Below are 22347 nucleotides of genomic sequence, written 5' to 3'. Positions count from 1 at the left end.
GAAGACATGAACACCACAGCCGTGGGCACCGTCGGCATCCTGGGCGCGGGAAAGGTCGGCACCGTGCTCGCACGACTGGCCATGGCAGCCGGCTACCGCGTACTCATCGCGGGATCCGGCGACCCCGCCAAGATCGCCCTCACCATCGACGTCCTCACCCCCGGCGCGGTCCCGGTCACCGCGGCGCAGGCCGCCGCGCGGGCGGACGTCGCCGTCCTGGCCGTCCCCCTCGGCAAGTACCGCACCGTTCCGGCCGAAGAGCTGCGGGGCAAACTCGTCATCGACGCGATGAACTACTGGTGGGAGATCGACGGCGTCCGCGAGGACCTCACCGACCCGCGCACCTCGTCGAGCGAGATCGTGCAGGAGTTCCTGTCCGGCTCTCGCGTGGTCAAGGCCTTCAACCACATGGGTTACCACGACCTGGAGGACGGGGCCCGGCCCGCCGGAACACCTGGACGCAAGGCGATCGCACTCGCCGGTGACGATCCTGACGACCGCGCTCTCGTCGCGCGCCTCGTCGACGGCCTCGGTTTCGACCCCGTCATCGCGGGATCGCTTGCCGCGGGAGTGCGGCTCGAACCGGGCACCGAGCCCTTCGGCGCCAACGTCGACGCCGGGGAACTGCGCGCGATGATCGACCGCTTCCCGGATTCGGCGCGCGGACGGGCTGTCGCCGGCGCGCGGACCGCTGATCCGGCGCCGGCCGCAGAGCCGGCCTGACCGAGCTGAGCGGCCGGCTGTCGGGAACGGCAGCCACTCCCCGTATCAAGAGAGGCATGATGACGGGGAGCCCTGGTGTGCGGCTGCGCTAGTCACTGACCTTGCTGCGGGACTGGTACAGCAGGTCCTGGTACTCGGGATGACGAGCGATCCAGCCCGCGAAGAAGGGGCAGGTGGCCAGTACCCGCAGTCCCGAGGCGCGTGCGTCGTCAAGGGCGGTGCGGACCAGCGCGGACCCGACTCCCTTGCCCTCGTACTCCGGTGCGACCTCGGTGTGTAGGAACGCGACGAGTTCCGTCGTACGGATGTACTCCGCGACGCCCGCGACCTTGAGCTCTCCGTCAACCCGGGCCTCGTACCGCTTCGCCTCGGGCAGGTCGCTCACTTCGACCGCCATACGTCCTCCTCTTGGACCTGCCCCCGTCCTTTTGGACGGGAGGCTCGATCGACCAGGCCGTAAGACTAGCGACATATCGTTGATGCATCAACTTTGTGTGATGGAGAAGTCCTCGAAGCCGGCGATCCCGCGGGTGCCGGTCCAGCCGTTGGCCGCCGTCATGAAGACGCCGATGTCCTGGGTGTCGGCAACTGGGCCCGGTGTGGCGGTGCCGACCTTGGTCCAGGAGACGCCGTCAGGGCTGCACTCCCCGGTGTAGGTGTCGCCGGAGCGCGTCAGCCGCAGGTACACCGGGGCGGTCAGGGAACCGGCCAGTTGGATGGCGTCGAACTGGCCGTTGCCGTCGGAGTCCCAGGACAGCGCGCAGCCGTTGGACGGGGTCACCGCCAGATTGACGTAGCCGGCCGAGCCGTTCTGGGACAGGTCGTCGCGGACGATCAGTCCGGCGCGGGCCCAGCCGCCGGTGGTGTCCTGCGAGGTGACCTGGACCGTGGCGGTCGAGGAGGACCCGAAGGCGGCGGCCCGGTAGACCGTGCCGAACTCGTTGGTGGTGCCCCAGAGGTCGGCGCCCGCGCCCTCGATGGCGAGCGCGTCCCCGGACTGACCGAAGAGCGCGTCGTTGAAGGAGGCGGTTCGGTAAGGCGCTTGGACTCCGCTGCCCGCCATCAGCCGGATCGCCGCCGAGGCCGAGCCGCGTGTGCCGCCGGTCCGGTAGGACGCGCCCACCGGTACCCGGGAGATCAGCGCGCCGGTGGCCTGAGTGAGGGTGACCGTGAAGGTCGCCGAGAAGGTGTCGCCCGGGGCGACCGAGGCCGCGGTGGTCGGACCGGCCGGTTCGGCGGTCATCCCCTCCGGTGCGTCGACGGACAGCGTCACATCCGTCGCCGGCCCGAAACCGTTGCGGTTGGTGAACGACACGGTGACCGTGACCGGGCGGCCCTCCGCCACCGCGCCCCGGTCGGCCGCCCCGGTCAGCGCCACCTGGTCCGCATCGGCGGCCAGGGTGTCCCGCACCTGCCGGGCCAGCTTGTAGACGTCACCCGACGTATTCACCGGATAGCTGTCGTGCTGGTGCGCCCAGCGGTCCTCCAGCGCGAACCAGTCGATCCCGGCCGGCTCCCGGCCGGCCGCGAGCGCCGCGGACAACTCGCCGAAGTACGTCTTCCAGCGCGTGTAGTACAGGCCGCCGACCAGTCCCGCCCATTCCCGGTTCGCGTAGTCGTGCAGCCCTTCGTCGCTGCTCTCCCGCCCGCCCCAGGTGGTGATGATCGACCGTGCGTCGTACTCCAGTTGGTCCTTCTCGGCCGTGGTGACGCCCCAGGACCGGGCGTCCGCGAGCCATCGTCCGAGCAGGTGCTGCCCGGACGTGGCCAGCACCTTGTCCATCAGTTTCATCCAGCTGAGCCAGGTCTTGGTGAGCCGGTCGAAGCCGGCGCGGTCCCCGGCCTCGTACGCCGACTTGATCCGGGGCAGCAGCACGCGGCTGCGGTTGGACAGCACCTGACGGGTCACGTCGGCGAGGTCGTAGGCGTAGGCGGAGCTGTCGCGCAGCCGCGGCGCGACCTGGAGCAGCTCGGTCAGGGCCGTGTCGAAGGCCGTGGTGTCGTAGCGGTCGGCCTCCGGGCCCCACGCGGCGGCCTTGTTGGCGCCCAGGCTCGGCCGGGCGCCGAACAGCCCGTCGGGCGCCTCGCTCCACGCGTCCTTGCGGGTCATGTTGTACGCGGTGTCGCGGATCGTCTTCCAGGCGGCGATGGCGTGCGGGTCCTCGCCGCCGTATCGGGACACGGCGTACGCGGCGAACCAGTCGTCGAGGTCGATGGTGCCGGGTGTCCACGCCAGGTCGGTGAGGAGGGCGAGCGCGGGCGCGTTGTTGTCGGCGGCCTCCGGCATCGCCGCGATCCCGGCGAGCGCGCTGCCTTCCTTGTCACGCCACTTGGGGTACTGCTCCACCCAGTCCGGGGCGTTGGCGCCCATCGGGGTGTGGCCGCCGAAGTTCCAGATGCTGCCGAAGGCGTACGGGGTGCCGCCCCAGTCGCTCTCCCGGTCGGTGACGGTGGTGTAGCGGTCGGACAGGCCGTCCACGATCAGCATCCGGGACTTGTCGACCCCGTCGAGCAGCGCCGTGGACGGGTTGGACTGCCAGCCCAGGATGGCCCAGATCGCGCCCGGGTGGGCTTTCTGGAGCGCCCCTTCGACGGCTGCCGCGGCCTCGCCCACGGGGACGTCACCGGGGTTGCCGCCCTCGTGCAGCAGGTCCATCTTGTACATCGTGCTGTCGCCGAACCGCTCCGCCTGGGCCCGGTAGAAGGCGGCGGCCACCTCGTCGAAGGCCGTGGTGCGCGGGTCGAGCCAGTCGGGTCGCTTGAAGGCTCCCCAGTCGCCCTGGGGCACCACGGCCGCGTCCCCGCCGTGCTTCGCGACGAAGTCGTCCGGCACCGTACCGAAGTAGCCGGGCAGGACCGGGGTCATGCCCAGGTCCCGCACCCGGTCGGCGATCTTCCGCGCCAGGTCGGCCCGGCGCTCGATGAGCTGCCGGGACACCGGACCGCCGAACCCCGACATGTTCTGCAGCAGCCACCACGGCTGATGGGCCGGTGCCGGAATCCACGCCCGCATCTCGGCGTCGGAGTAGCCGAACTGCCGGAAGGTGTCGTAGTAGACGGCGTCGCCGCCGGTGTAGACCAGCACCCTGTTGACGCCGTGCAGCGCGAGCACGTCCAGCTCGCGCTCCCAGGCGTCCCAGTTCCGGTAGGGGCCGGTGTAGCCGTCGTTGGTGTCGTTGAGGGCGAACCGGTGCGGCACGTTCGCCGATCCGGCGATCTCCCCGCCGGGGGCGGGCAGCAGCCTGGGGAGGTTCAGCTGTTCGCCGTTCCAGGAGATGTCGGCCTTCGCCGCCCGCGCGAGATAGGTGTTGAGGCCGGTGAGCAGCACCGCCGGGCTGGTGCCGGCCACGGTGATCGCCCCGGCCCGGCCGGTGACCTCGAACCGGTCGGCGCTTGCGGCGTCCAGCGTGCGCAGCGTCACCTGCCGGTGGTGGTCGGGCAGCAGCCGTCGCAGCGCGACCGATGCGGGGGTCGTGTCGAACGGGTTCGCGGCCGCTGGTGCGGCGTGAGCACCTGGCGGCGGTGTCAGTAGCATCACTGAGCCGAACGCGGCCGCCCCGGTCAGCAGGCTTCTGCGGCTGAGGGGTTGATTGCCTGTCATGAACGTCCTTCCAAAGCTTTTCGGATCAGGCGACGGTCATCGCGAAGATGTGCAGAGCGGGGCCACCGCTCGGCAGGCCGTCGCTGACCTTCGGCAGCACGACGGAGTGCAGTTCCTTGTCCTCCAGCTCGACGCCGAAGGTGTAGAGGCTGACCGGGTTGTCGTCCTGGCCCGAGGGGGTGTTGCGGTACGGCAGTACCACCGCGGCCGCGGGGTTCGCCCAGTACCAGTCGGGGACCTCGACTGAGAAGGCCTGCTCGGTGCCGTCCGCGTACACGACCTTCCCGGGCCCCTTGCCGTCGCCCCAGGTGGAGGTCCCGAGGAAGGCCAGCCGCGAGCCGGTGCCGGACAGCCGTACGGTCTGCCCGGAGGACACCACGTTGTCCTTGGCCCCGGGCTCGGTGTCCGGCCAGGTGAAGGTCGTCCCGCCGTAGGTGACCGAGGCTCCGGGAGTCAGTCCGACCGAGGCCAGCGCCTGGGCGGACAGGCTGGATCGCGAGCCGTCGATGTCGGCGGTGGTGGTGGCGTCGTCGGCGGAGATGCCGGCGTTGTCGAAGGCACCGGCCAGCGACCTGTACGGCAGTTTCAGCGTCGAGGTCGTGCGGGTGCAGTCGGATCCGTCCTCGTGCACGTCGAAGAGCGCGTGCGCGATGCAGGGGACCACTCCCTCGGCGTCGTCGGGGAGCCTGGTCCGCCAGCTGCGGGTGACCGACCGTCCGGGCGTGATGCCGCCCAGGTCGCCGGACTCCGCGATGTCGCCCACGGCGAGGTAGAGAACGGTGCCGCGCAAGGTGATGCCGGTGGTGTTCTCGAGGGTGGCGGTCAGGGTCACGTCCTGGCCCGGCCCGGGGGTGGCCGGGGTGACGGTGAGGGAGACGGGCGGCGGGAGGAAGTCCTGTTCGGGACGGTAGGCGTTCATGACTCTCCCGCGCTGAAGTGGTCGAACACGGCCTGCACGATGGTGCCGGGGTAGTTGAGGTTCACGGCGCTCGCCACGACGCCGGCGTCCAGGGCGCCGCTCGCGGAGGGGACGTTCGCGCTCGCGATCTCGGTCCAGGAAAGGCCGTTGTTGACGCTGGAGTACGCGGTGTACGTGGTGCCGTCGCGGACCAGGCGCAGCCAGGCGGGGTGGGTGGAACCGCCGCCTCCGGCCCAGGTGTCGAGCCGTCCGTCGCCGTCGCTGTCGGTCATGAACTCCAGGCCGAACGACTTCGACATGGTGAGGACGGCGTAGCCGCCCTTCTGGGGGGCGGTGAGGTCATTGGCGACGGCGATGCCGTACTTGGCGGTGGGGTTGTCGCTGCCGGTGAGGCTGACCGTCTTGACCTGCACCACGCTCGACTCGGCGGCGGAGCCGGGAAGGAGGATGCCCCCCTTCTCGTCGGTGCCGCCGGAGAAGTCGCGGCCGCCCGCCCAGATCACCAACTGGCTGCCGTACTGGCCGAACTCGGCGTCGTCGGTGGTGGCGAACGTCCGGTACGGGTCCCGCACCTCATTGGGCACGTAGGGCACCGTGACCGTCTTCGCGGACCGCGCGCAGTCGCTGCTGCGCCCGTCGACGTCGAAGACCACGTGCGCGGTGAACGACACGTTCCCGGCCACGTCGGCCGGCATCGCCGTCTCCCAGCGCCTGGTCGTCTTCGCGCCGCGCCCCAGGTCGCCGAGCGGGATCGTCTTCGCCGCCGTGGTGGCGCCGGGGTCGATCAGGTGGAGGACGGCGTTGCGGAGCGGGAAGGGGCAGTCGTTGGTGAGGACCGCGGTGGCGGTGACCGTGTCACCGCCGGCCGGCTCGGCGGGCTGCGTGGTGACGGTGAGCGTGGGCCCCAGGGTGTCGAACTGGGTGCCGTCAGAGATTCCCATGCCGGTCACCGGGCCCAGTCGACGGTGAAGACGTTGGCGATATCGCTGGGCAGGGAGGACGGGACGGCGATGTTGATCTTTCCGTCACCGCGGGTCCACCTCAGGCTGCCGCTCGTGCCGAGCAGCTGGATCCGGGACGTGGCGCTGATGGGGATGTCGCCGGGCACCGAGAGGGTGCCGCTGGGCGCGCCCAGCACGATGATGTTGAACTTGCCCGGGGAGACGGTGTAGCGGATGCCGAGCGAGCTGCCCTCCTCCTCCGCCCGCACCCAGGGCGTCGACCCGTAGACCGCCGGGCCGTTGACCTTCAGCCAGGCGCCGATGTCCCGCAGCCGCTCCTGCATGATCTCGGGGATCGTGCCGTCCGGCTTGGGGCCGATGTTGAGCAGCAGGTTGCCGTTCTTGCTGACCACGTCGGCGAGCAGCTGGATCAGGAACTTGGAGGTCTTGTAGTCCTCGTCCGGCTCGTGCTTGTTGTAGCCCCAGGAGTAGCCCATGGTCATGCAGCACTCCCACTTCTGCGGATCCATCGTGGGGTTGGTGCGCTGCTCGTACGTCGCGAAGTCGAAGTGGGTGTCGAACCGGTCGTTGATCACCACGCCCTTGGGGTACTTACGGTTCTTGGCCTGGTTGTAGTAGTGGGCCATGGGTTCTTCGCTGCGCCACGGCGGTTCGCCGGTGGGCCTAAACCACTGTCCGTCCGCCCACAGCAGCTCGGGGTCGTAGCGGTCGATGATCTCGTAGAGCTGCTTGAGCTCGTAGTCGCCTATGTAGTCATCGACCGGCTTGTAGCCGGTCATCGGGATTTCCTGGTCGGTGTAGAAGTTGCGCATCGGCCGGCCGATCGCCGGGTTGAAGTACTCGCCGAGCGAGTAGTACAGGCCCGGGCGCACGGTGCCGCGCTTGCGGGCCGCGGTCATCAGCTCACCGACGAGGTCGCGCTTCGGGCCGTACGCCACGGAGTGACGGTCCGTCACCTGGCTGGGGTAGAGGGCGAATCCGTCGTGATGCTTGCTGGTCAGCGCGAAGTACTCGGCGCCCGCCTGCTCGAACAGCTTCACCCAGGCGTCGGGATCGTACTTCTCGGCCTTGAACTGCGGGATGAGGTCGTCGTAGGTGACGTCCTCGCCGTAGGTGTCGCGGTGGTACTTCCACTCGGCGGAGTCCTTGGTGCTCTGGTACCACAGGTACCACTCGGAGGCGCTCCTCGGCGTCGCGCCGCCGATCACCGAGTAGATGCCCCAGTGGACGAAAATGCCGAACTTGGCGTCCTTGTACCAGCGCGGCACCGGGTGGGTGTCGAGGGAGGCCTTGGTGGGCTGGTAGTCGGGGATGCCCGGGGCGCCGGACGCAGCGCCCCGCGCGAGCGCCTGGGCGGTGCCGGGCGGGGCGAGCAGCACCGCGCCGCCGAGGGCGGCCGCGGTGGTCATGAAGTGTCTGCGGTCGACTGCCATGAATGTGCCTTTCACTCGTGCGTGGAGAAGGAGTCGAAGAGTGCTGTCGTGATCTGGTCGGGGTAGTTGAGGTTGACGGCGCTCGCGACCATTCCGGCGTCGCCGGTGCCGCTCGCGGACGGCACGGTGGCGGTGGCGACCTGCTGCCAGGCGGTGCCGTCGGAACTGGCGTACGCGGTGTAGGCGGTGCCGTCGCGGACGAGCTTCAGCCAGGCGGGGTGGTACGAACTGCCGCCGCCGGCCCAGGTGTCGAGCTTCCCGTCGCCGTCGCTGTCGGTCAGAAACTCCAGGCCGAACTGCGCGGACATGGTGAGCACCGCGTAGCCGCCCGCCTCCGGCGCGGTGAGGTCGTTGGCGACGGCGATCCCCGCCTTCGCGGACGGGCCACTGCCGGTCTGACCGACGACCCGGGCGGTCACCGTGCCGGACGGCGGCGCGGCGTCGGCGAGGTAGACCGCCGCCTTCTCGTCCTTCCAGCCGGACAGGTCCTGGCCGCCCGCCCAGATGGCGAACTGGCCGCTGTTCTGGGCGTATTGGGGCTCTTCGGTGGTGGTGGCGGTCGTCAGATACGGGGGCTGGACGGCGGACGGAGCGGGGGTCACCGTGGCGTCCACGCTGTCGGAGTCGTGGCGGGTCCGGCCGTCCTGGAGGAAGGAGGTGCGTACGCCGATCTCGTGGGTCCCCCAGACCGCGTCGGCCGCGGGGGTCACCGTCCAGGTGATGGTGGCGCTGTCGCCCGGGGCGAGGGAGCGTATCCGCGCGCTGCCGGCCGGTTCGGCGGACCAGCCGTCGGGGAGGTCGAGGCGCGTGCTGACCTGGGTGACCGCCGTGGGACCGGTGTTGGTGACGGTCGACGTGATCTTCGTGCCGTCGCCGCCGGCTTGCAGGGTCGGCCGGTACGGGGTGAGCCGGACGCGGGCCGAGGGGCAGTCGCGGGCCGCCCCGAGAGTGGTGAGGTCGATCGCGTCGGCGAACGCCTTCATCCCGGTGTCGTTGGGGTGCAGATGGTCACCGGAGTCGAACGCGGCGGCGTAGCGGGTGGGGTCGTCCGGGTCCCTTACGGCCTTGTCGAAGTCGGCGTAGCCGTCGAAGACGCCGCCATCGCGTACGAAGGTGTTGACCTGCTGCCGGTCGGCCTCCTTCGCCTCGGTCCACCAGTCGCCCCAGCCGCGATACGGCACGACCGTCGCGCCGATCAGCCGCAGCCCGCGGGCGTGCACGCGCCGGGCGATCTCCTTCATGCCGTCGATCACCTGATCGCCGGTGGCGCCGCCCCAGCTGAGGTCGTTGACGCCCTCGAACAGGACCACCGTCCGGGCACCCGGCTGTGACAGCACATCGCGCTCCAGCCGGTCCAGCGCCGACGGGTTGCCGTCGACGCCGGCCGTGATCCGGTTGCCGCTGATGCCCTCGTTCAGAACTCCGGCGGTGGACGAGCAGGCCGACAGCCGGCCCGCCAGATAGTCGGGCCAGCGCCGGTTGGCGTTCGAGGTGGAGGCCGCGCCGTCGGTGATGGAGTCGCCGAGCGCCACCACGGCGCCCGCCGTGTCACCGCCCTGTACGTCGACGCCGGTCAGGAACGGGAAGGTGGAATCGGTCTTGGTGAAGGCGTCCCCGCCGGCGTCCGCGGCGTGGTCGCCGCCGCCGTCGGGCGTCCAGTAGACCGTCTGGAGGCCCATCCAGTGCTGGCTGATGTGGGTGAGCCGGCCGGGGAAGTACAGGCTGACGACCAGGTCGCTGCGGGCGGGCACGGTGAGTTGGACCTGATCGCTGGCTCCCTGCTCGCCGGCCGCGATCGTCACCTCGCTCTTCCCGCCGAACCGCAGCTTCTGCGGCTTCGTGACGGCGGAACCGGCAGCACGAAGTCCGACGGTCGCGTTGCCGATCGTCACCGGCTCGGTGGTGAAGTCGTTGGTCAGGCGGATGCGTACGCTCGACCCGCCCGCGCTCACCCGCACCGGAATCCGTACCGTCACCTCCGAGGTGCCCGGGTCGTACGAGGCGTGCTGCGCGGTCGCCCAAGTCCCCGTCCACTCCCGCTGTTGGGTCTCGGCCGCGGCCGGCACCCCCGGAAGCAGGGCTGCCAAGGTGGCCGCCAAGGCTGTGGCCAGGGCCGCGAATCTTCGATGTCCACGCAGGTGTTCAAGGCGTCTGGACACAGTTCCTCCTCAGGAACAGCCGCGGCCGAGGCCGAGCGACGTCAGGTCGATGGAGTCGGCGAAGGCCTTCATCCCGGCGTCATTGGGATGCAGATGGTCACCGGAGTCGTACGCGGCGCCCAGCAGACGCGGATCCGCCGGGTCCCGTACGGCCCGGTCGAAGTCGGCGTAGTCGTCGAAGACCCCGCCGGAGTCCCGGACGAACGCGTTGACCTGCTGTCGCCGCGCCTCCGTCGCCTCGGTCCAACCGCCCCAGGTGAAGTCCTTGTACGGGGTGATCGTGGCGCCGACGACCCGCATCCCGCGTCGGTGCGCCCGGTCGGCGATCTCCGTCATCCCGGCGATGATCTGCTCGGCGCTCGCCCCGGCGAGATCGTTGATGCCCTCGAAGAGGATCAAGGTCCGCGCTCCCGGCTGGGAGAGCACATCGCGCTCCAGCCGGTCCAGGGCCGAGGGGTTCGTCGGGGTCCCGGCGGTGATCCGGTTGCTGGTGATGCCCGCGTTGAGCACCCCGGCGCCGGGCATGCAGGCGTTCAGCCGTGCGGAGAGCAGGTCGGGCCAGCGCCGGTTGGTGTCGGCCGTCGAGTAGGACCCGTCGGTGATCGAGTCGCCGAGCGCCACCACCGAGCCGGTTCTCGGCGCGGTCACGTCGACGCCGCTGAGGAAAGGCCAGCTGGTGGTGGTCCAGGTGAAGGCGTCACCGGCGGTGTCGGCGGCGTGGTCGCCCGCACCGTAATCCGTCCAGTACACGGTCTGCTGTGCCCACCAGTGGTCGGTGATGTGCGTGACCTGGCCGGGCAGATGGAGACTGACCACGAGGTCGGCCAGGGCCGGCACGGCGAGGCCGACCGGATCGCTGACCGCCTCGCCGCCCGCCGGGATCGTGACCGCGCGCTTCCCGCCGAACCGCAGGTCGTACGGGCGGGCCACGGCGGAACCCCCGTCGCGCAGGCCCACGGTCGCGTGGCCGATGGTCACCGGGTCGGTGGCGTAGGCGTTGGTCAGCCGGATGCGTACGGATGAGCCGCCGAGGCTGGTGTGCACCGGCATCCGTACCGTCACCTCGGACATCCCCGAGACCTCGTAGTGCTCGCTGGCCGCCGTCGCCCAGGTCCCCGTCCAGGCGTGCCGGTCGTCCTGCTGACCACCGGCCTCGGCGGGTGCCGTCGTCCCCGCCACGACGGCCGCGACCGCCAGGAGCAAAGCCGCGAGCCTGCCGCGTATCACGTGCATGTGCCGCCCCTACCGTTCCGCGCCGGGGTGCGCGAGCGCCTGGTACGCCTTGGTGGCGCCCTTGGCCTTGAGGTTCACGAATGCCGGGGTCACCCCGAGCGGGGCCGGGTATCCCTTGAGCGTCACGGGGCCGCGTACGACCTTGCCGTCGGTGACGTCGCGCCACGTTCCGGTCGGCAGGAAGACGTCCCGGGTGGTGCCTGCGTCGAGCTTGGGCGCGGCGAGCACGGCCGGGCCGAGCATCCACTCGTCGGTGACCGGGTAACTCCCTTCGTCCTTCGGGAAGTCGAAAAACAGCGGCCTCATGATCGGATCACCGGTCTTCAGCGTCTGCTGCACTTGATCCCAGATGTACGGGGCCAGTCGCTCGTGGGTCGCGATGGCCGACCGGTAGAGGCCGACCGTCTCCTCGTCGTAGCCGACCCACTCGCCGGTCGTCGCGTCCCGTACACCGGTGGGTGAGGTCGAGGCGTACATCAGCGGCATCAGGGACGCCGCCTGTGCCCAGCGGGCCAGGACCTGCTTGGTGGGCGGCGGATAGCTGAGCGAGCCGCCGATCATGTCGGTCTCGACGAAGGGGTAACCGATCGTCGAGACCGCCAGGTTGGCCGAGACCGCGGCGCGCAGCCCCGCGAAGGTGGTCGGCTTGTCGGCCGTGCGGGTGGCGAAGCCCTTGTCCTGCGCGGCGTTCCACGCGACCCGCAGCCCCGCTCCCTGCTGATCGAACTCGTCGGCCAGCTCGGTGCCGTACTGCACGTAGTCGGTGCGGGTGGCCCCGGGATAGGGGGCGCACCGGTCGTCGAAGAAGGCGGTGTCGAACTTGAACCCGGCGACCCCCGACTCGCTTGTCTGGGCCTTGAGATCGTCGGTGTACCACTGGCGCGCAGCCGGGTTCGCCAGGTCGATCAGCCCGGTCTGCCGACCGTTCCACCAGGTGAACAGGCAGGGTTTGGCCGGGTCGGACGGGTCCTTCAGCAGGTACCCGTTGTCGACGGCTTCCGAGAAGTTGGCGGCGGTCTCGGGGATGTACAGGCCGGTCCACATGCCGAGGTCGAAGCCGATGCGGCCCAACTCCCGGGAGAGGGCGGGCAGATCGGGGAAACGTTCGCCGAAGTCGGCGGCGATCACGCTCTCCTCGATCTGGACCGCGTGCCCTCCGAGCCCGGCGCCGGCCAGCGCTCGGGCCCAGGCGAGGACGTTCTCCTGGGTCTGCTCGCCGTAGAGCTGGGCCCAGGAGTTCCAGAGCGGGGTGGCGTACTGCTCGTAGGCGGCGTCGGAGCGCTCGGGCTTGCCGACCAGGGCGATGTGGTCGCGGTACACCTCGGCGGGGGTGTCCTCGACGAACACCGTGGAGGCGGCGGGTCGTTCGCCGGAGACGGTGAACTCGCCGAGCCCGTTGCCGCCGGAGTTGATCCGCACGTCCATCGGGTCGTTCGTGTCCACCCGCAGCCCGGTGGCGCTGGAGGTGTACCAGAAGGGGGAGACCACCTGGTACGAGGCCGGGCTGAACCCGGTGTCCACCAACTGCCCCGAGTCCAGCGGCCATGGCTGGACCGTCTGGTCGCTGTTCTCGCCGTGGCCGTACCAGTGCCCGGCGCTGCTCAGGTCGTACGCCGTGCTGAGCGCGTCGGCGCGGGCGCCCGACAGGGACCAGTTCATGTCGTACCGGTCGGAGCGCAGGGTGATCCGCAGATCGACGGTGACGCCCGGCAGGTCGGTGGCGGCGGTGACGCGCAAGGTGTTGCCGTCACGGGTGCTGCCGGTGACCTCCCGGACGAGGTGCCAGTCGGCGCCGATCCGGAACCGGAAGGCCGCGGGCGCGGTGGCCAGGACGGTCCGGCCCGCCCGTGCCGTGGTGAGGGCCAACCGGTCTGTGGCGACGCGCAGTTCGTAGGCGGGTGTCGTGAAGGTGATCGGCCCGGAGTCGGCGGCTGCTGGGGCCGTGCCGAGCAGCGGGGCGGCCAGCAGCAGCGCCGCCGAGCCGGAGCGGACAGCCCGCTTCCCGATGGCGGGCATCAGGCACCGCCGCCGCAGGTCAGCTTGGCGTCGGCCCAGTCGGCGTGGTCGAGGGCGTTGCCGTCCCCGGCGTCCGAGACGAGGAGTTCGAGTCGGCGCGCGCCTGCCACATCGACGTCGATCTCCTTCGTCGCGGTGTCCCGGTCGACGGTGCCGCTCTCGTAGACGGGCGTTCCGTCGGCGAGGACGGTGTAGGTGACGGTGGCCGGGCCGTCGGACCTGCCGTAGGTCTCCTGGTCGAGGCCGAGCGCCGCATGGAAGGTGGTGCAGGTGCCGCCGAGCCACACCTGGACGCTGCTGGCGGCGTGGGTGCCGAGGCCCTTGTCGTAGACGGTGTCGTGGAGGGTGAGCGGCAGTCCGTCGCCCTCGGCGTTCTCGCCGACGGACTGGTCGCGTTCGACCGGCCCCCAGCCGTTGCTGCTGGACTGGAACGGCAGATCGCTGACGTAGTGTTCGCCGGCCGTGAGCGGCGGTGGCTGCGCCGCCACCACCTGTTCCCCGGTCACCGAACCGGGCTTGCCGTCCCGGGTGAAGTCGGCGGTGGTGCCGAGGATCGCGACGGTGCCGGTCTGCTGGTCGGCGGGCACGGTGACGGTCCACCGCGCCTTTGCCGAGGCACCCGGCTCGAGAGTGCCGAGCCGGACCGGGTCGGCCGGGGTCGCGGTCCAGCCGTCGGGCAGGTTCGGGGTCAGGGTGAGGTCGCTGAGCGTCTTGCCGTCGTCCGGTACGGCGGCCGTCGCCGTGACCTGGTAGCTGTCGCCCGGCTCGACGGAGTCGGGGGCGTCGACGGTCACCCGTGCCGGGGTCGCCGGGTCGGCGTACGTGGCGGCGTCGTAGGCCGGGGCGGTGACATCGGCGACCCGCAGCGAGGAGGCGGCATTGCCGAGTGTGGTGAGACCCACCTTTCCGAGGCCGCCGCTCTTCGCGTCCTCGCTCCACGAGGCGATGGCGACGGTGTTCTTGCCGTCGGCGCGCAGGATGCCGCCCGGGATAGGGAAGGTGTGCTGCGGACCGGTGTCGTTGACGTAGTGGCCCAGCAGCCAGCCGTTGACGTAGATGAGGGCGCGGTAGTCGCGGTCGGGGTCGTCGGTGATCGTGACGCCGACCGAGACGTCCTGGCCCTGGGGCAGGCGGGGGTTGAAGGTGGTTCGGTACCAGGCGATCCCGGGAGTGGTGTCACTGGCCGGCAGCGTGGCGTCGTCCCAGGAACCGTCCGGATAGCCGGGCAGTGTCCAGCCCGAACGCTCCCCGTACAGACCGCCGTTGTTCATGTGCCCGCGTACGGTGTCGACGGGCTGCTCACCGCCCCGGGCGCCCTGGATGCGCCAGGTGATCTGCGCGTCGGAGCCGGCGAGATACGCCGTGGTCAGGCCGCGCGGCTGCTTGTGGTCGTCGCTGTTCCAGGTGAAGTCCTCGTTGTGACCCATGGTGCCGACCAGGACGGAGATCACGTTCTCCTTGCCCTTGTCCAGCAGCCCGTCGGCGATGGGGAAGGTCTTGCGGCCGGTCTGACTCGTCCCGGCGAACTTCCCGTTGATCCACACCGAGTACGCGCCCACCGCGGCCGAGCCGGTGTCCGGGTTGGTGGCGTAGGCGGTCAGGGAGAGGGACTTCTCGGTGCCGGTGGCCTTGAAGCGGCCCCGGTACCAGACGTAGCCGTAGTGGTAGCCGTACTCGTCCTGGTAGAGCACCGGCAGAGTCCCGGGCTCGGTCGGGTTGTCGGTGGTCAGTTTGTCGGCGTACGTCCAGGACGAGTCGTCGAAGTCCGGGGCGGCTTCTGGAGTTTCGGCGGACGTCTTCCAGCCGGTCAGTTCGGGCAGCGTGACGTCCTTCGGGCCGGGCACTGTGCCCAGCAGGCTGCCCGAGGAGGTCGGTTTCACGCTCAGGGGTACGCCGTTCCAGGTGACGGTCCGTACGCCGGGCGGGGCGAAGACCTCCAGAGGGCCCGCCTTCTTCGCGTCTCCGGTGAGCGCGAGCGTCCGGCCGGTGACGGACGCCGTGCGGACCAGCTCGGTACCGCGTTCCAGGACCGGACCGGCCGCCGTGTCCTGTCGCCAGAAGCCGGCGGCCTCGTCGTCGGTGCCGATGAGCAGCAGCAGATCGGGACGGCCGCCGCCCTGGACGAGGACCCGGGTGAGGCCGGAGTGGATGTAGTCCAGCTTCAGGTCGCCGCGTTCGGCGTCCCAGGTGGCGTCCGCCTTGCCGTCGAGCACGGTGACCTTGGGCTCGGCGGAGTAGCGGAGCACGGTCTGTCCCGGGTCGCCTTCGCCGCCGTAGAGGACGGCTTGTGTGCGATCACCGGTCCGGGTCTGTGTGCTGGTCAGCAGTTCGCTGGTGGAGTAGACGAGGCGCTGGCCGCCACCGAGGTCGTAGCCGGCGACGAGGATCTTGCCGGTCTTGCCGCCCAGCCGTGCGGTGACCGGATAAGTGCCGTCCGGGGTCTTCCAGTCGAAGGTGGTGGTGGCGTCGGCGTCGGCCATCGGGTCGCCGTGCCGGAGGTAGAGGAACCGGGTGTCGGTGTCCGGGTTGGCGCGGGCCTCGATGTGCACGGCGTCGTTGGACGAGGCGGGAGCGTCGGCCGGATCGGTCGCGGTGAGCGGTCCTGTGGTGGTGTAGAAGAGGCCCTGCCGCTTCATCTCGTCGTAGTCGGCGCCGGTCTGGCGCGGCTCGCTGATCGGCGCGCCGTAGTCGTACGAGGTGTAGACCTGGCGCGGGTCGGCGAGCCAGCCCCAGTTGGTGCCGCCGTAGGTCATGTAGAGGTTCTCGATCGTCGTGCCCTGCATGACCTCGTGCTTGTTGACGATCTTCTGGTAGGCGGGGCCCATCTTCTCCCGGCACTTCTCGTAGCCGGTGTCGCCCCAGGTCTGGAACCAGCCGGTGCCCGCCTCGAAGATCGACAGCGGGGCGTCGTCCTGCTGCCGCTTGAGGGTGGGCAGCCACCATTCGCCCTTGCAGAAGGAGTTGTACTGGTCCAGCTCGCCGACGAAGTCCAGGCCCTCGCCGCCCGCGTACTGGGGCATCGGCTCGTTGCCGACGAGGGGCACCGTGATGCCGTCGGCCCGTACCTGTTTGGAGAGTTCGACGATGTAGTCGCGGCCTTCCGGGTCGTACAGCTCGTTCTCGACCTGGTAGAGCAGGACCGGTCCGGTGCCGTCGGTGACCTGGCGGCGGGCGAGGATCTTGTCGATCTCCCTGAGCCACTCGCGGGCGGCGTCGAGGTACTCGGGATCGGTGGAGCGGGCCTGTCCCTTCTGCGTCGTCAGCCAGCCGGGGAAGCCTCCGCCGTCCGTCTCGGCGTTGATGTACGGGCCCGGGCGGGCGATGACATAGAGCCCGGCCTCCTCGGCCATGTCGAGGAGCTTGTCGACGTCGCGGATACCGGTGAAGTCGTACTCGCCCTTCGCCGGGGAGTGGTAGGCCCAGTCGAAGTAGATCGAGACGGCGTTCATGCCGCTGGCCTTGATCTTCTGGAGCACGTCGCGCCACAGGTCGGGGCTGGGGAGCCGCCAGTAGTGGAACTCCCCGGACCAGACGAAGAGCCGCTCGCCGTCGACTTCGACGGAGTACTTGTCGTAACTGACCGTGTGGGGCGTCGGCTTGGCGACGGCGGCCTCGGCCGGGACCACCGCGGCGGTGAGGACCGCGAGCAGTACGGAGGCCAGCGCCGCGGACAGCAGGGCTCTGAGCCGTCCGACTCGGGCGAGGTTCACGAGGTGCCTCCCGTGCAGGTCAGCCTGGCGTCGGCCCAGTCGGCATGGTCCGAGGAGACATCGCCGTCCCCGTCGACCAGCAGGTCCAACCAGCGGGCGCCGGTGACGTCCACCTCGACCGCGGCGCCGCCGTCGGAGCCGTACAGCACTGGGCTCTCGAACAGGGAGCGGCCGTCGGCGATCACCTGGAAGGAGACGCTGCCGCCGTCGCCGACCTCGTCGTCCACCCCGGCGGTCGCGGTGAACCGGGTGCAGCCGCCACCGAGATAGACCCGGATCTGGCTGTTCGCGTGCACACCGAGGCCCTTGGCGTAGGTGGTGCCGCCGATGCTCAGGGGGCGACCGTCACCGGCGGCGTCCTCCCCGTTGGAGGCGTCCTGCTCCACCGGACCCCAGCCGTTGACCGCCTTGACCAGGGTCAGGTCGCTCACATAGGCGTCGGCGGACAGCGCGGGCGGTGGCACCTGCACGGCCCGTACACCGGTGACAGTGCCCGGAAGACCGGGCTGGGTGAGCTTGGCGGTCGCGGTCAGGAGGGCGTAGTGGACCGGGTCGGCCGGTGGCGTGACGGTGTACTCCGCGGTGACGGTGTCGCCGGGCCCGACCCGGTCGAAACGGGTCGTGTCGTCGGTCGTCGCGGTCCAGCCGTCCGGGACCTTCAGCGCCAGCTCGACGTTCGAGGCGGTCGGCGCGTCCTTCGGCACGCTGAGCGTGACGGGAACCTTGGCGGCGGTGCCGGTGCTCAGGAACGGCTCGGCGTCGACGGTGACGTGGGCGCCCGCGGTCGGCATGGCGTACGTCGTGGCGCTGTAGGAGGGTGCGGCCACCGTGCCGACCTTGATCCCGCCCGCCGTGGCGCCGAGGTCGACGAGCTTCGCGGAGCCCGGGCCGGCGCCTGCCTCGGTGGACCACACGGCCAGGGCGATGGTGTTGGTGCCCTGCTCGCGCAGGAGGCCCTTGGGGATGACGAAGCGTGTCTGCGGTCCGGTGTCCGGCAGGTAGCGGCCGATCAGCCAGCCGTTGACGAAGATCTGGGCGCGGTAGCCGGTGCCGCCGCCCTCGGCTTCGGCGAGATCCAGCGCGAGCGCGTTGTCCTGACCCTGCGGCAGGTCGAGCTGGGCCAAGGTGCGGTACCAGCGCACGCCGGGCCCGGTCTTCCCGGCCTGCGCGGAGAGGGGCGTGCTCTTCCAGCTGCTGTCGGAGTATCCCGGCAGCGACCAGCCGGCCCGCTCTCCGTACAGCCCGCCGTTGTTGTACGGGCCCCGGACGGTGTCGACCGGGTTCTCGCCGCCGCGGCTGCCCTGGATCTTCCAGGTGAGGGTGGAGGCCCCGCCGATCACCTCGGCACTGAGCAGACCGCGCGGCTCCTTGGAGTAGTCGTGGCCCCATTCCTCGTTGTGGCCCGCGTTCTCGACCAGGACGGACAGGACGTTGTCCCCACTGTCTGGGCCGGCCTTCAGCGTGCCCTCCGGGATGTCGAAGGTGTGCGCGCCATTACCGGAGCTGCCGAGGTAGCGGCCGCCCAGCCAGACCGCGTACTGGCCGGTGTTACCGGTTTTGGCGTCGAGGGCGAGCGCGGTCGCGGTACCGGTGGTCTTGAACCGGCCGCGGTACCAGACGTTGCCGTGGTGGTAGCCGTACTCGTCCATCGCGAGGACCGGCAGCGACCCCGCGAGTTCCGCGTTGTTGGCGGTGAGGTGGTCGGCGGTGGTCCAGGTGGAGTCGTCGAAGCCGGGAGCGGACTCCGGCGCCTCCTCCTTGTACTTCCATGTCGTCAGCGCGGGCAGCTCGACCGGGCGCGGCGCCTGGGTGACGGCGACCTCGCGGCCGTTCCAGGTCACCTTCCCGGCGTCCGCGATGACCTCGATCTTCGCGGCCTTGGTGGAGTCGCCGGTCAACTTCAGGGTGCCGCTGGCCAGTTCGGCCGTACGGACGAGGGACGGTCCGCGTACGAGGACCGGGCCCCCGGCGGTGTCCTGCCGCCACCAGTGGGCGGTCTCGGCGGTGTCGGCGATCAGCAGTTCCATGCCGTTCACCAGGACCCGGGCCAGGCCCTGGTGCGTGTAGTTCAGACGCAGGTCGCCGCGTCCGGCGTCCCAGGTGGTGGTGACATCGCCGTCGAGGACGGTGACCTCGGGCCGCTCGGCGTACCGCAGCACCGTCTCGCCGGCCTCGCCCGCACGCCCGTACAGCAGCGCCACGTCCCGGTCGCCGATCCGGGCGTGCGTCATGATCTCCGAGGTGGAGTAGACCAGCCGCTGGTTCTCGCCCAAGTCGTAGCCCGCGACGAGGAGTTTGGCGTCCCGGCCGTCGACGGTGATCGTGCCCTGTTGGGGTACGCGCGGGTAGTCGCCGTCCTTGCCCGTGAGCGACAGGGTGGTCTCGTCCTTGTCCTTCACGCGGGTGTCCGCGTGCCGGACGGTGAAGAACTGGGTGCCGTCGTCGGGGTTGACGCGCCGGTCGATGCGCAGGGCGTCGTCGGACGGGGTCGGGGCCTCGGCCTTGTCGGTGCGCGCCAGGGAGGTCACCGAGTTGACCATGTATCCGAGGCGCTTGAACTCCTGGTATTTGTCGGTCAGTTGGCGGGACTCGTTGATCGGCGCCCCGTAGTCGTACGACGTGTAGACCGCGTTGGGATCGGCGAGCCAGCCCCAGTTGGTGCCGCCGTACGTCATGTAGAAGGACTGGCCGCTCACCCCGGCGGCGATGTTCATCTTGCTGAACACCCGGGTGAAGTCGGTGCCGGTGAGTTTCGCGCAGTCCTGGTATCCGGTGCCGCCCCAGGGGTCGAACGCGCCGCCCTGTGCCTCCGGGATGATCAGTGGGGACTCAGGCTTCCACTCATTGACGTACGAGTAGTCCGGCAGGTTCTTCCAGGTGTCGGGGTCCTTGCAGTCGAAGCCCTGCGGGTAGGCGTCGAAGCCGTAGATGTCCGGGGCGCCCTTGCCGCTGACCCAGTTCTGGTTGGCGCCGCCGTCGTTGACGAACGTCGGGACGTCGATGCCGTCCTCGCGGGCCCAGTCGATGAGGGTCTGCATGTAGTCGGCGTCCTCGCGACCGCCCTGGTACTCGTTCTCGACCTGATAGAGGATCACGTTGCCTGTACCGCGCGTCAGTTGATGCCGCGCGATGATCGGGTTGATCCGGCTCATCCACTCCCGGGCCGCCTTCAGGTACTCCGGCTCGGAGGTGCGGTTCACACCGGCCTGGGTCTTGCGCCAGGCGGGCATGCCGCCGCCGGAGACCTCCGCGTTGATGTACGGGCCCGGTCGGGCGATCACATACAGGCCCGCGCGCTCGGCCTCGTCCAGCAGCCGCTCCACATCGCGGATGCCGGTGAAGTCGTAGCTGCCCGGCTTGGCCGAGTGGTAGCCCCAGTCGAAGTAGAGCGAGACCGCGTTGAATCCGCCCGCCTTGATCTTCTGGAGGACATCGCGCCACGCGTCGGGGCTGGGCAGCCGGAAGTAGTGGAACTCGGCGCCCCAGAGGTACAGGGGCTTGCCGTCGACCCGCACGGAGTACTGGTCGTAGGTGACGGTGTGCGGGGCCTGGGCCTGTTGCGCCTCCTGGGCCGGAGTCGCAACGGCTTCCGCGCCGGCCAGCGGCATCACGGACAGGACCGCGGCGAGGAGCAGAGATCTCCACTTGCCCCTCATGACGTCAGCCCCTTCACGACGGCCGCCCGCGCGGTCTCGATGTCGCTGACGTCCTTCGTCCGGCCGTCGAGGTCGCGGGTCGCGGTGGTGAGGGCCTCGGTCAGGACATCGCTGTCGGTGCCGCCGTCCTTCTTGCGCAGCTGGGCGATGAGTTCGTAGTCCTCGATGCCCTCCTTCAGCTGCTCCCAGCGGATGCTGGACATCGGGCCGTCCTTGCCCGGGTAGACCAGGTACTCGTCGCCCTGCGTGAAGATGTGCACCGGCTGGTTGAAGGGGTCGCTGGTCCAGCTGTTGTACGACCAGCGCAGGAAACCGTCCAGATTCCGCTGGGCCGAGATCCACGGCAGCATCCGCGACTCGACGGCGGGCGAGAACGACAGCGTGTTGGGGTGGGCCGGCGCGCCGTACACGTAGAAGGTCGTGATCTTGCCGGCCTTGCGCCGCTCCGCCACCTTCTCCTTCGTCATCGCGTCGATGCCGCCCCAGTCGACGGACAGGTTGGACGCGACGCCTTCGGTGCTGATCGAACCGGCCACGGAGATACGGTCGTCGAAGGCCGGCGCGACCTCGTGGACGAAGTCCTTGACGACCGTCATGGTGTCGATGGGCCGCTCGTCGAAGGACAGCCAGGTGTTCTCCAGCCAGCCCTTGGCCTTGAGGTGCTTCTCGAAGGCGGGCAGGAACGCTCCCCATGCCTCCCGCCAGCGGTCGCCGCCCAGGTCGACGTTCTCGTAGACGGTCTTGCCGGTGCTGGTGTCGGTGTAGGTGAGGTGCTCCTGGTCCTGGAAGGCCAGCATGGAGAAGGCACCGATGTCGGGGCCGAGACCGGCGCGTCTGGCGGTCTGGACGTACTTGTCCCAGCGGCTGAAGTCGAAGGAGAACGTCTTTCCGTTCCAGGTCCAGCCCACCATGCTGGTGTACGGCGTGGCCGTCTGCGACTCCCGGGTGCCCAGCGACCACTGGTGGTGCCACGGGTTGTCGACGATCGTGGTGTTGATGACCTTCTGGCCGCGCGAGGCCAGGTCGCGGTTGTACTTCTCGATCAGCTTCCAGTGCTCGTCGGACCAGAGCTGGACGCCGTGGTTCTTGGCGATCGTCTCCGGCTGCGCCCACACGTCGAGGAAGAAGCTGTAGTCCTTCGGGTCGGGCACGCTCGCGTCCGCGACCTCGATGGTCAGCGGGTAGGCGGTCTGGGTACGGCCGTCGGCGTTGACCTTCACCGTGCCGGTGTAGGTACCGGGCTTGGCCGCCTTGGGGATGTGGAAGGTGAACCACAGCGGCTGCGCCGCGTAGGCCGGTACGTCCACGGAGTCCCGGTCCTCGAGCGCGTCGCCGACCACGTCGGGGTTGCGGTCGCCGGACACTTCCTTGCCGGAGCTGACCTGGTCGATGGTGGCGGACCAGTCGACCTCGCTCTTGGAGCGCTGCACGGGCACGTACTTGACGAACCGGACCTGGGTGTCGGCGCCGGACAGCTTGGTGCCGCCGGGTCCGGTGAGGTCGCCGACCACGGCCTTGACGTCGTCGAGGTTCTTGCCGGAGGCGATCGCCAACTGCGCCGAGACCTGCTCGTTGCGCACGGCGGAGAGCTTGAGCTCCTTGGTGTCCTTGCCCTGGATGGCGGTCATCGGGTAGCGCGGGACCCGCTCTTCCGCGGAACCGGCGAAGGAGCCGGTGGGAACCCAGGTGATGGTGTCCCTGGTGCCCATGGCGTCGGCGACCTTGACGGTCAGCCAGGTGGTGGTGGCCTTGGAATTGAGGTCGGTGCCGGTGGTCGTCGTACCGGTGACGGCGATGGCGGTGGTGCTCGCGGCCACGACGACGCCCGCGACGAAGCCGGCGACGACTGAGGACGTACGTGCCATGGGAGTGGGTTCCCTCTCTTACGACCGTGCGAGGACGGGTCTGGTCCCCGGCAGGCCCCCAAGGGGGAGG

The 22347-nt window shown here is 70.0% G+C and carries 12 protein-coding genes; 1 reads left to right on the top strand and 11 read right to left on the bottom strand.

The window, feature by feature from the left end; all coding sequences use genetic code 11:
- Positions 1 to 6 precede the first annotated feature (6 nt).
- Entirely contained in the window at positions 7 to 723 is a 717-nt protein-coding gene (locus AB0I77_RS23235) for an NAD(P)-binding domain-containing protein (protein ID WP_363284565.1), read from the top strand.
- Between the two features lie 88 nt (positions 724 to 811).
- Here the strand turns inward: AB0I77_RS23235 and AB0I77_RS23230 are convergent, their stop codons facing one another.
- The 11 genes from AB0I77_RS23230 to AB0I77_RS23180 form a co-directional block, all read right to left on the bottom strand.
- Positions 812 to 1120 carry a GNAT family N-acetyltransferase gene (locus AB0I77_RS23230; RefSeq protein WP_363284564.1) on the bottom strand — a complete coding sequence of 103 codons (309 nt, stop codon included), beginning with the start codon at positions 1118 to 1120 and terminating at the stop codon, positions 812 to 814.
- A gap of 87 nt (positions 1121 to 1207) precedes the next feature.
- Positions 1208 to 4324: an alpha-N-acetylglucosaminidase TIM-barrel domain-containing protein gene (locus AB0I77_RS23225; RefSeq protein WP_363284563.1), complete on the bottom strand. Its 3117-nt coding sequence runs from the start codon at positions 4322 to 4324 to the stop codon at positions 1208 to 1210.
- A 25-nt stretch (positions 4325 to 4349) separates the two neighbouring features.
- The gene (locus AB0I77_RS23220; protein ID WP_363284562.1) at positions 4350 to 5243 is read right to left on the bottom strand and encodes a beta-glucosidase; all 894 of its coding nucleotides are present in this window, start codon (positions 5241 to 5243) and stop codon (positions 4350 to 4352) included.
- Positions 5240 to 6184, bottom strand: a complete 945-nt coding sequence (locus AB0I77_RS23215; protein WP_363284561.1) for a hypothetical protein — start codon at positions 6182 to 6184, stop codon at positions 5240 to 5242. The genes AB0I77_RS23220 and AB0I77_RS23215 overlap by 4 nt, the downstream gene beginning before the upstream one ends.
- Before the next feature lie 5 nt (positions 6185 to 6189).
- Positions 6190 to 7638 carry an alpha-L-fucosidase gene (locus AB0I77_RS23210; RefSeq protein ID WP_363284560.1) on the bottom strand — a complete coding sequence of 483 codons (1449 nt, stop codon included), beginning with the start codon at positions 7636 to 7638 and terminating at the stop codon, positions 6190 to 6192.
- Between the two features lie 11 nt (positions 7639 to 7649).
- Entirely contained in the window at positions 7650 to 9797 is a 2148-nt protein-coding gene (locus AB0I77_RS23205) for a GDSL-type esterase/lipase family protein (protein ID WP_363284559.1), read from the bottom strand.
- A 9-nt stretch (positions 9798 to 9806) separates the two neighbouring features.
- The gene (locus AB0I77_RS23200) at positions 9807 to 11030 is read right to left on the bottom strand and encodes an SGNH/GDSL hydrolase family protein (RefSeq protein ID WP_363284558.1); all 1224 of its coding nucleotides are present in this window, start codon (positions 11028 to 11030) and stop codon (positions 9807 to 9809) included.
- A 9-nt stretch (positions 11031 to 11039) separates the two neighbouring features.
- Positions 11040 to 13046: a TIM-barrel domain-containing protein gene (locus AB0I77_RS23195; protein WP_363284557.1), complete on the bottom strand. Its 2007-nt coding sequence runs from the start codon at positions 13044 to 13046 to the stop codon at positions 11040 to 11042.
- Positions 13046 to 16756 (bottom strand): beta-galactosidase, encoded by a 3711-nt coding sequence (locus AB0I77_RS23190; RefSeq protein WP_363284556.1) that lies wholly within the window; start codon positions 16754 to 16756, stop codon positions 13046 to 13048. The genes AB0I77_RS23195 and AB0I77_RS23190 overlap by 1 nt, the downstream gene beginning before the upstream one ends.
- Positions 16753 to 20412, bottom strand: coding sequence for a beta-galactosidase (locus tag AB0I77_RS23185; RefSeq protein ID WP_363284555.1), 3660 nt, complete (start codon positions 20410 to 20412; stop codon positions 16753 to 16755). Before AB0I77_RS23185 ends, AB0I77_RS23190 begins: the two co-directional genes overlap by 4 nt.
- Positions 20409 to 22277 carry a glycoside hydrolase domain-containing protein gene (locus AB0I77_RS23180; RefSeq protein ID WP_363284554.1) on the bottom strand — a complete coding sequence of 623 codons (1869 nt, stop codon included), beginning with the start codon at positions 22275 to 22277 and terminating at the stop codon, positions 20409 to 20411. Before AB0I77_RS23180 ends, AB0I77_RS23185 begins: the two co-directional genes overlap by 4 nt.
- Between the last annotated feature and the right edge of the window lie 70 nt (positions 22278 to 22347).

This window comes from Streptomyces sp. NPDC050619 (genome assembly GCF_040654815.1).
GTDB lineage: Bacteria > Actinomycetota > Actinomycetes > Streptomycetales > Streptomycetaceae > Streptomyces.
This window is presented reverse-complemented; position numbering and strand designations above follow the sequence as displayed.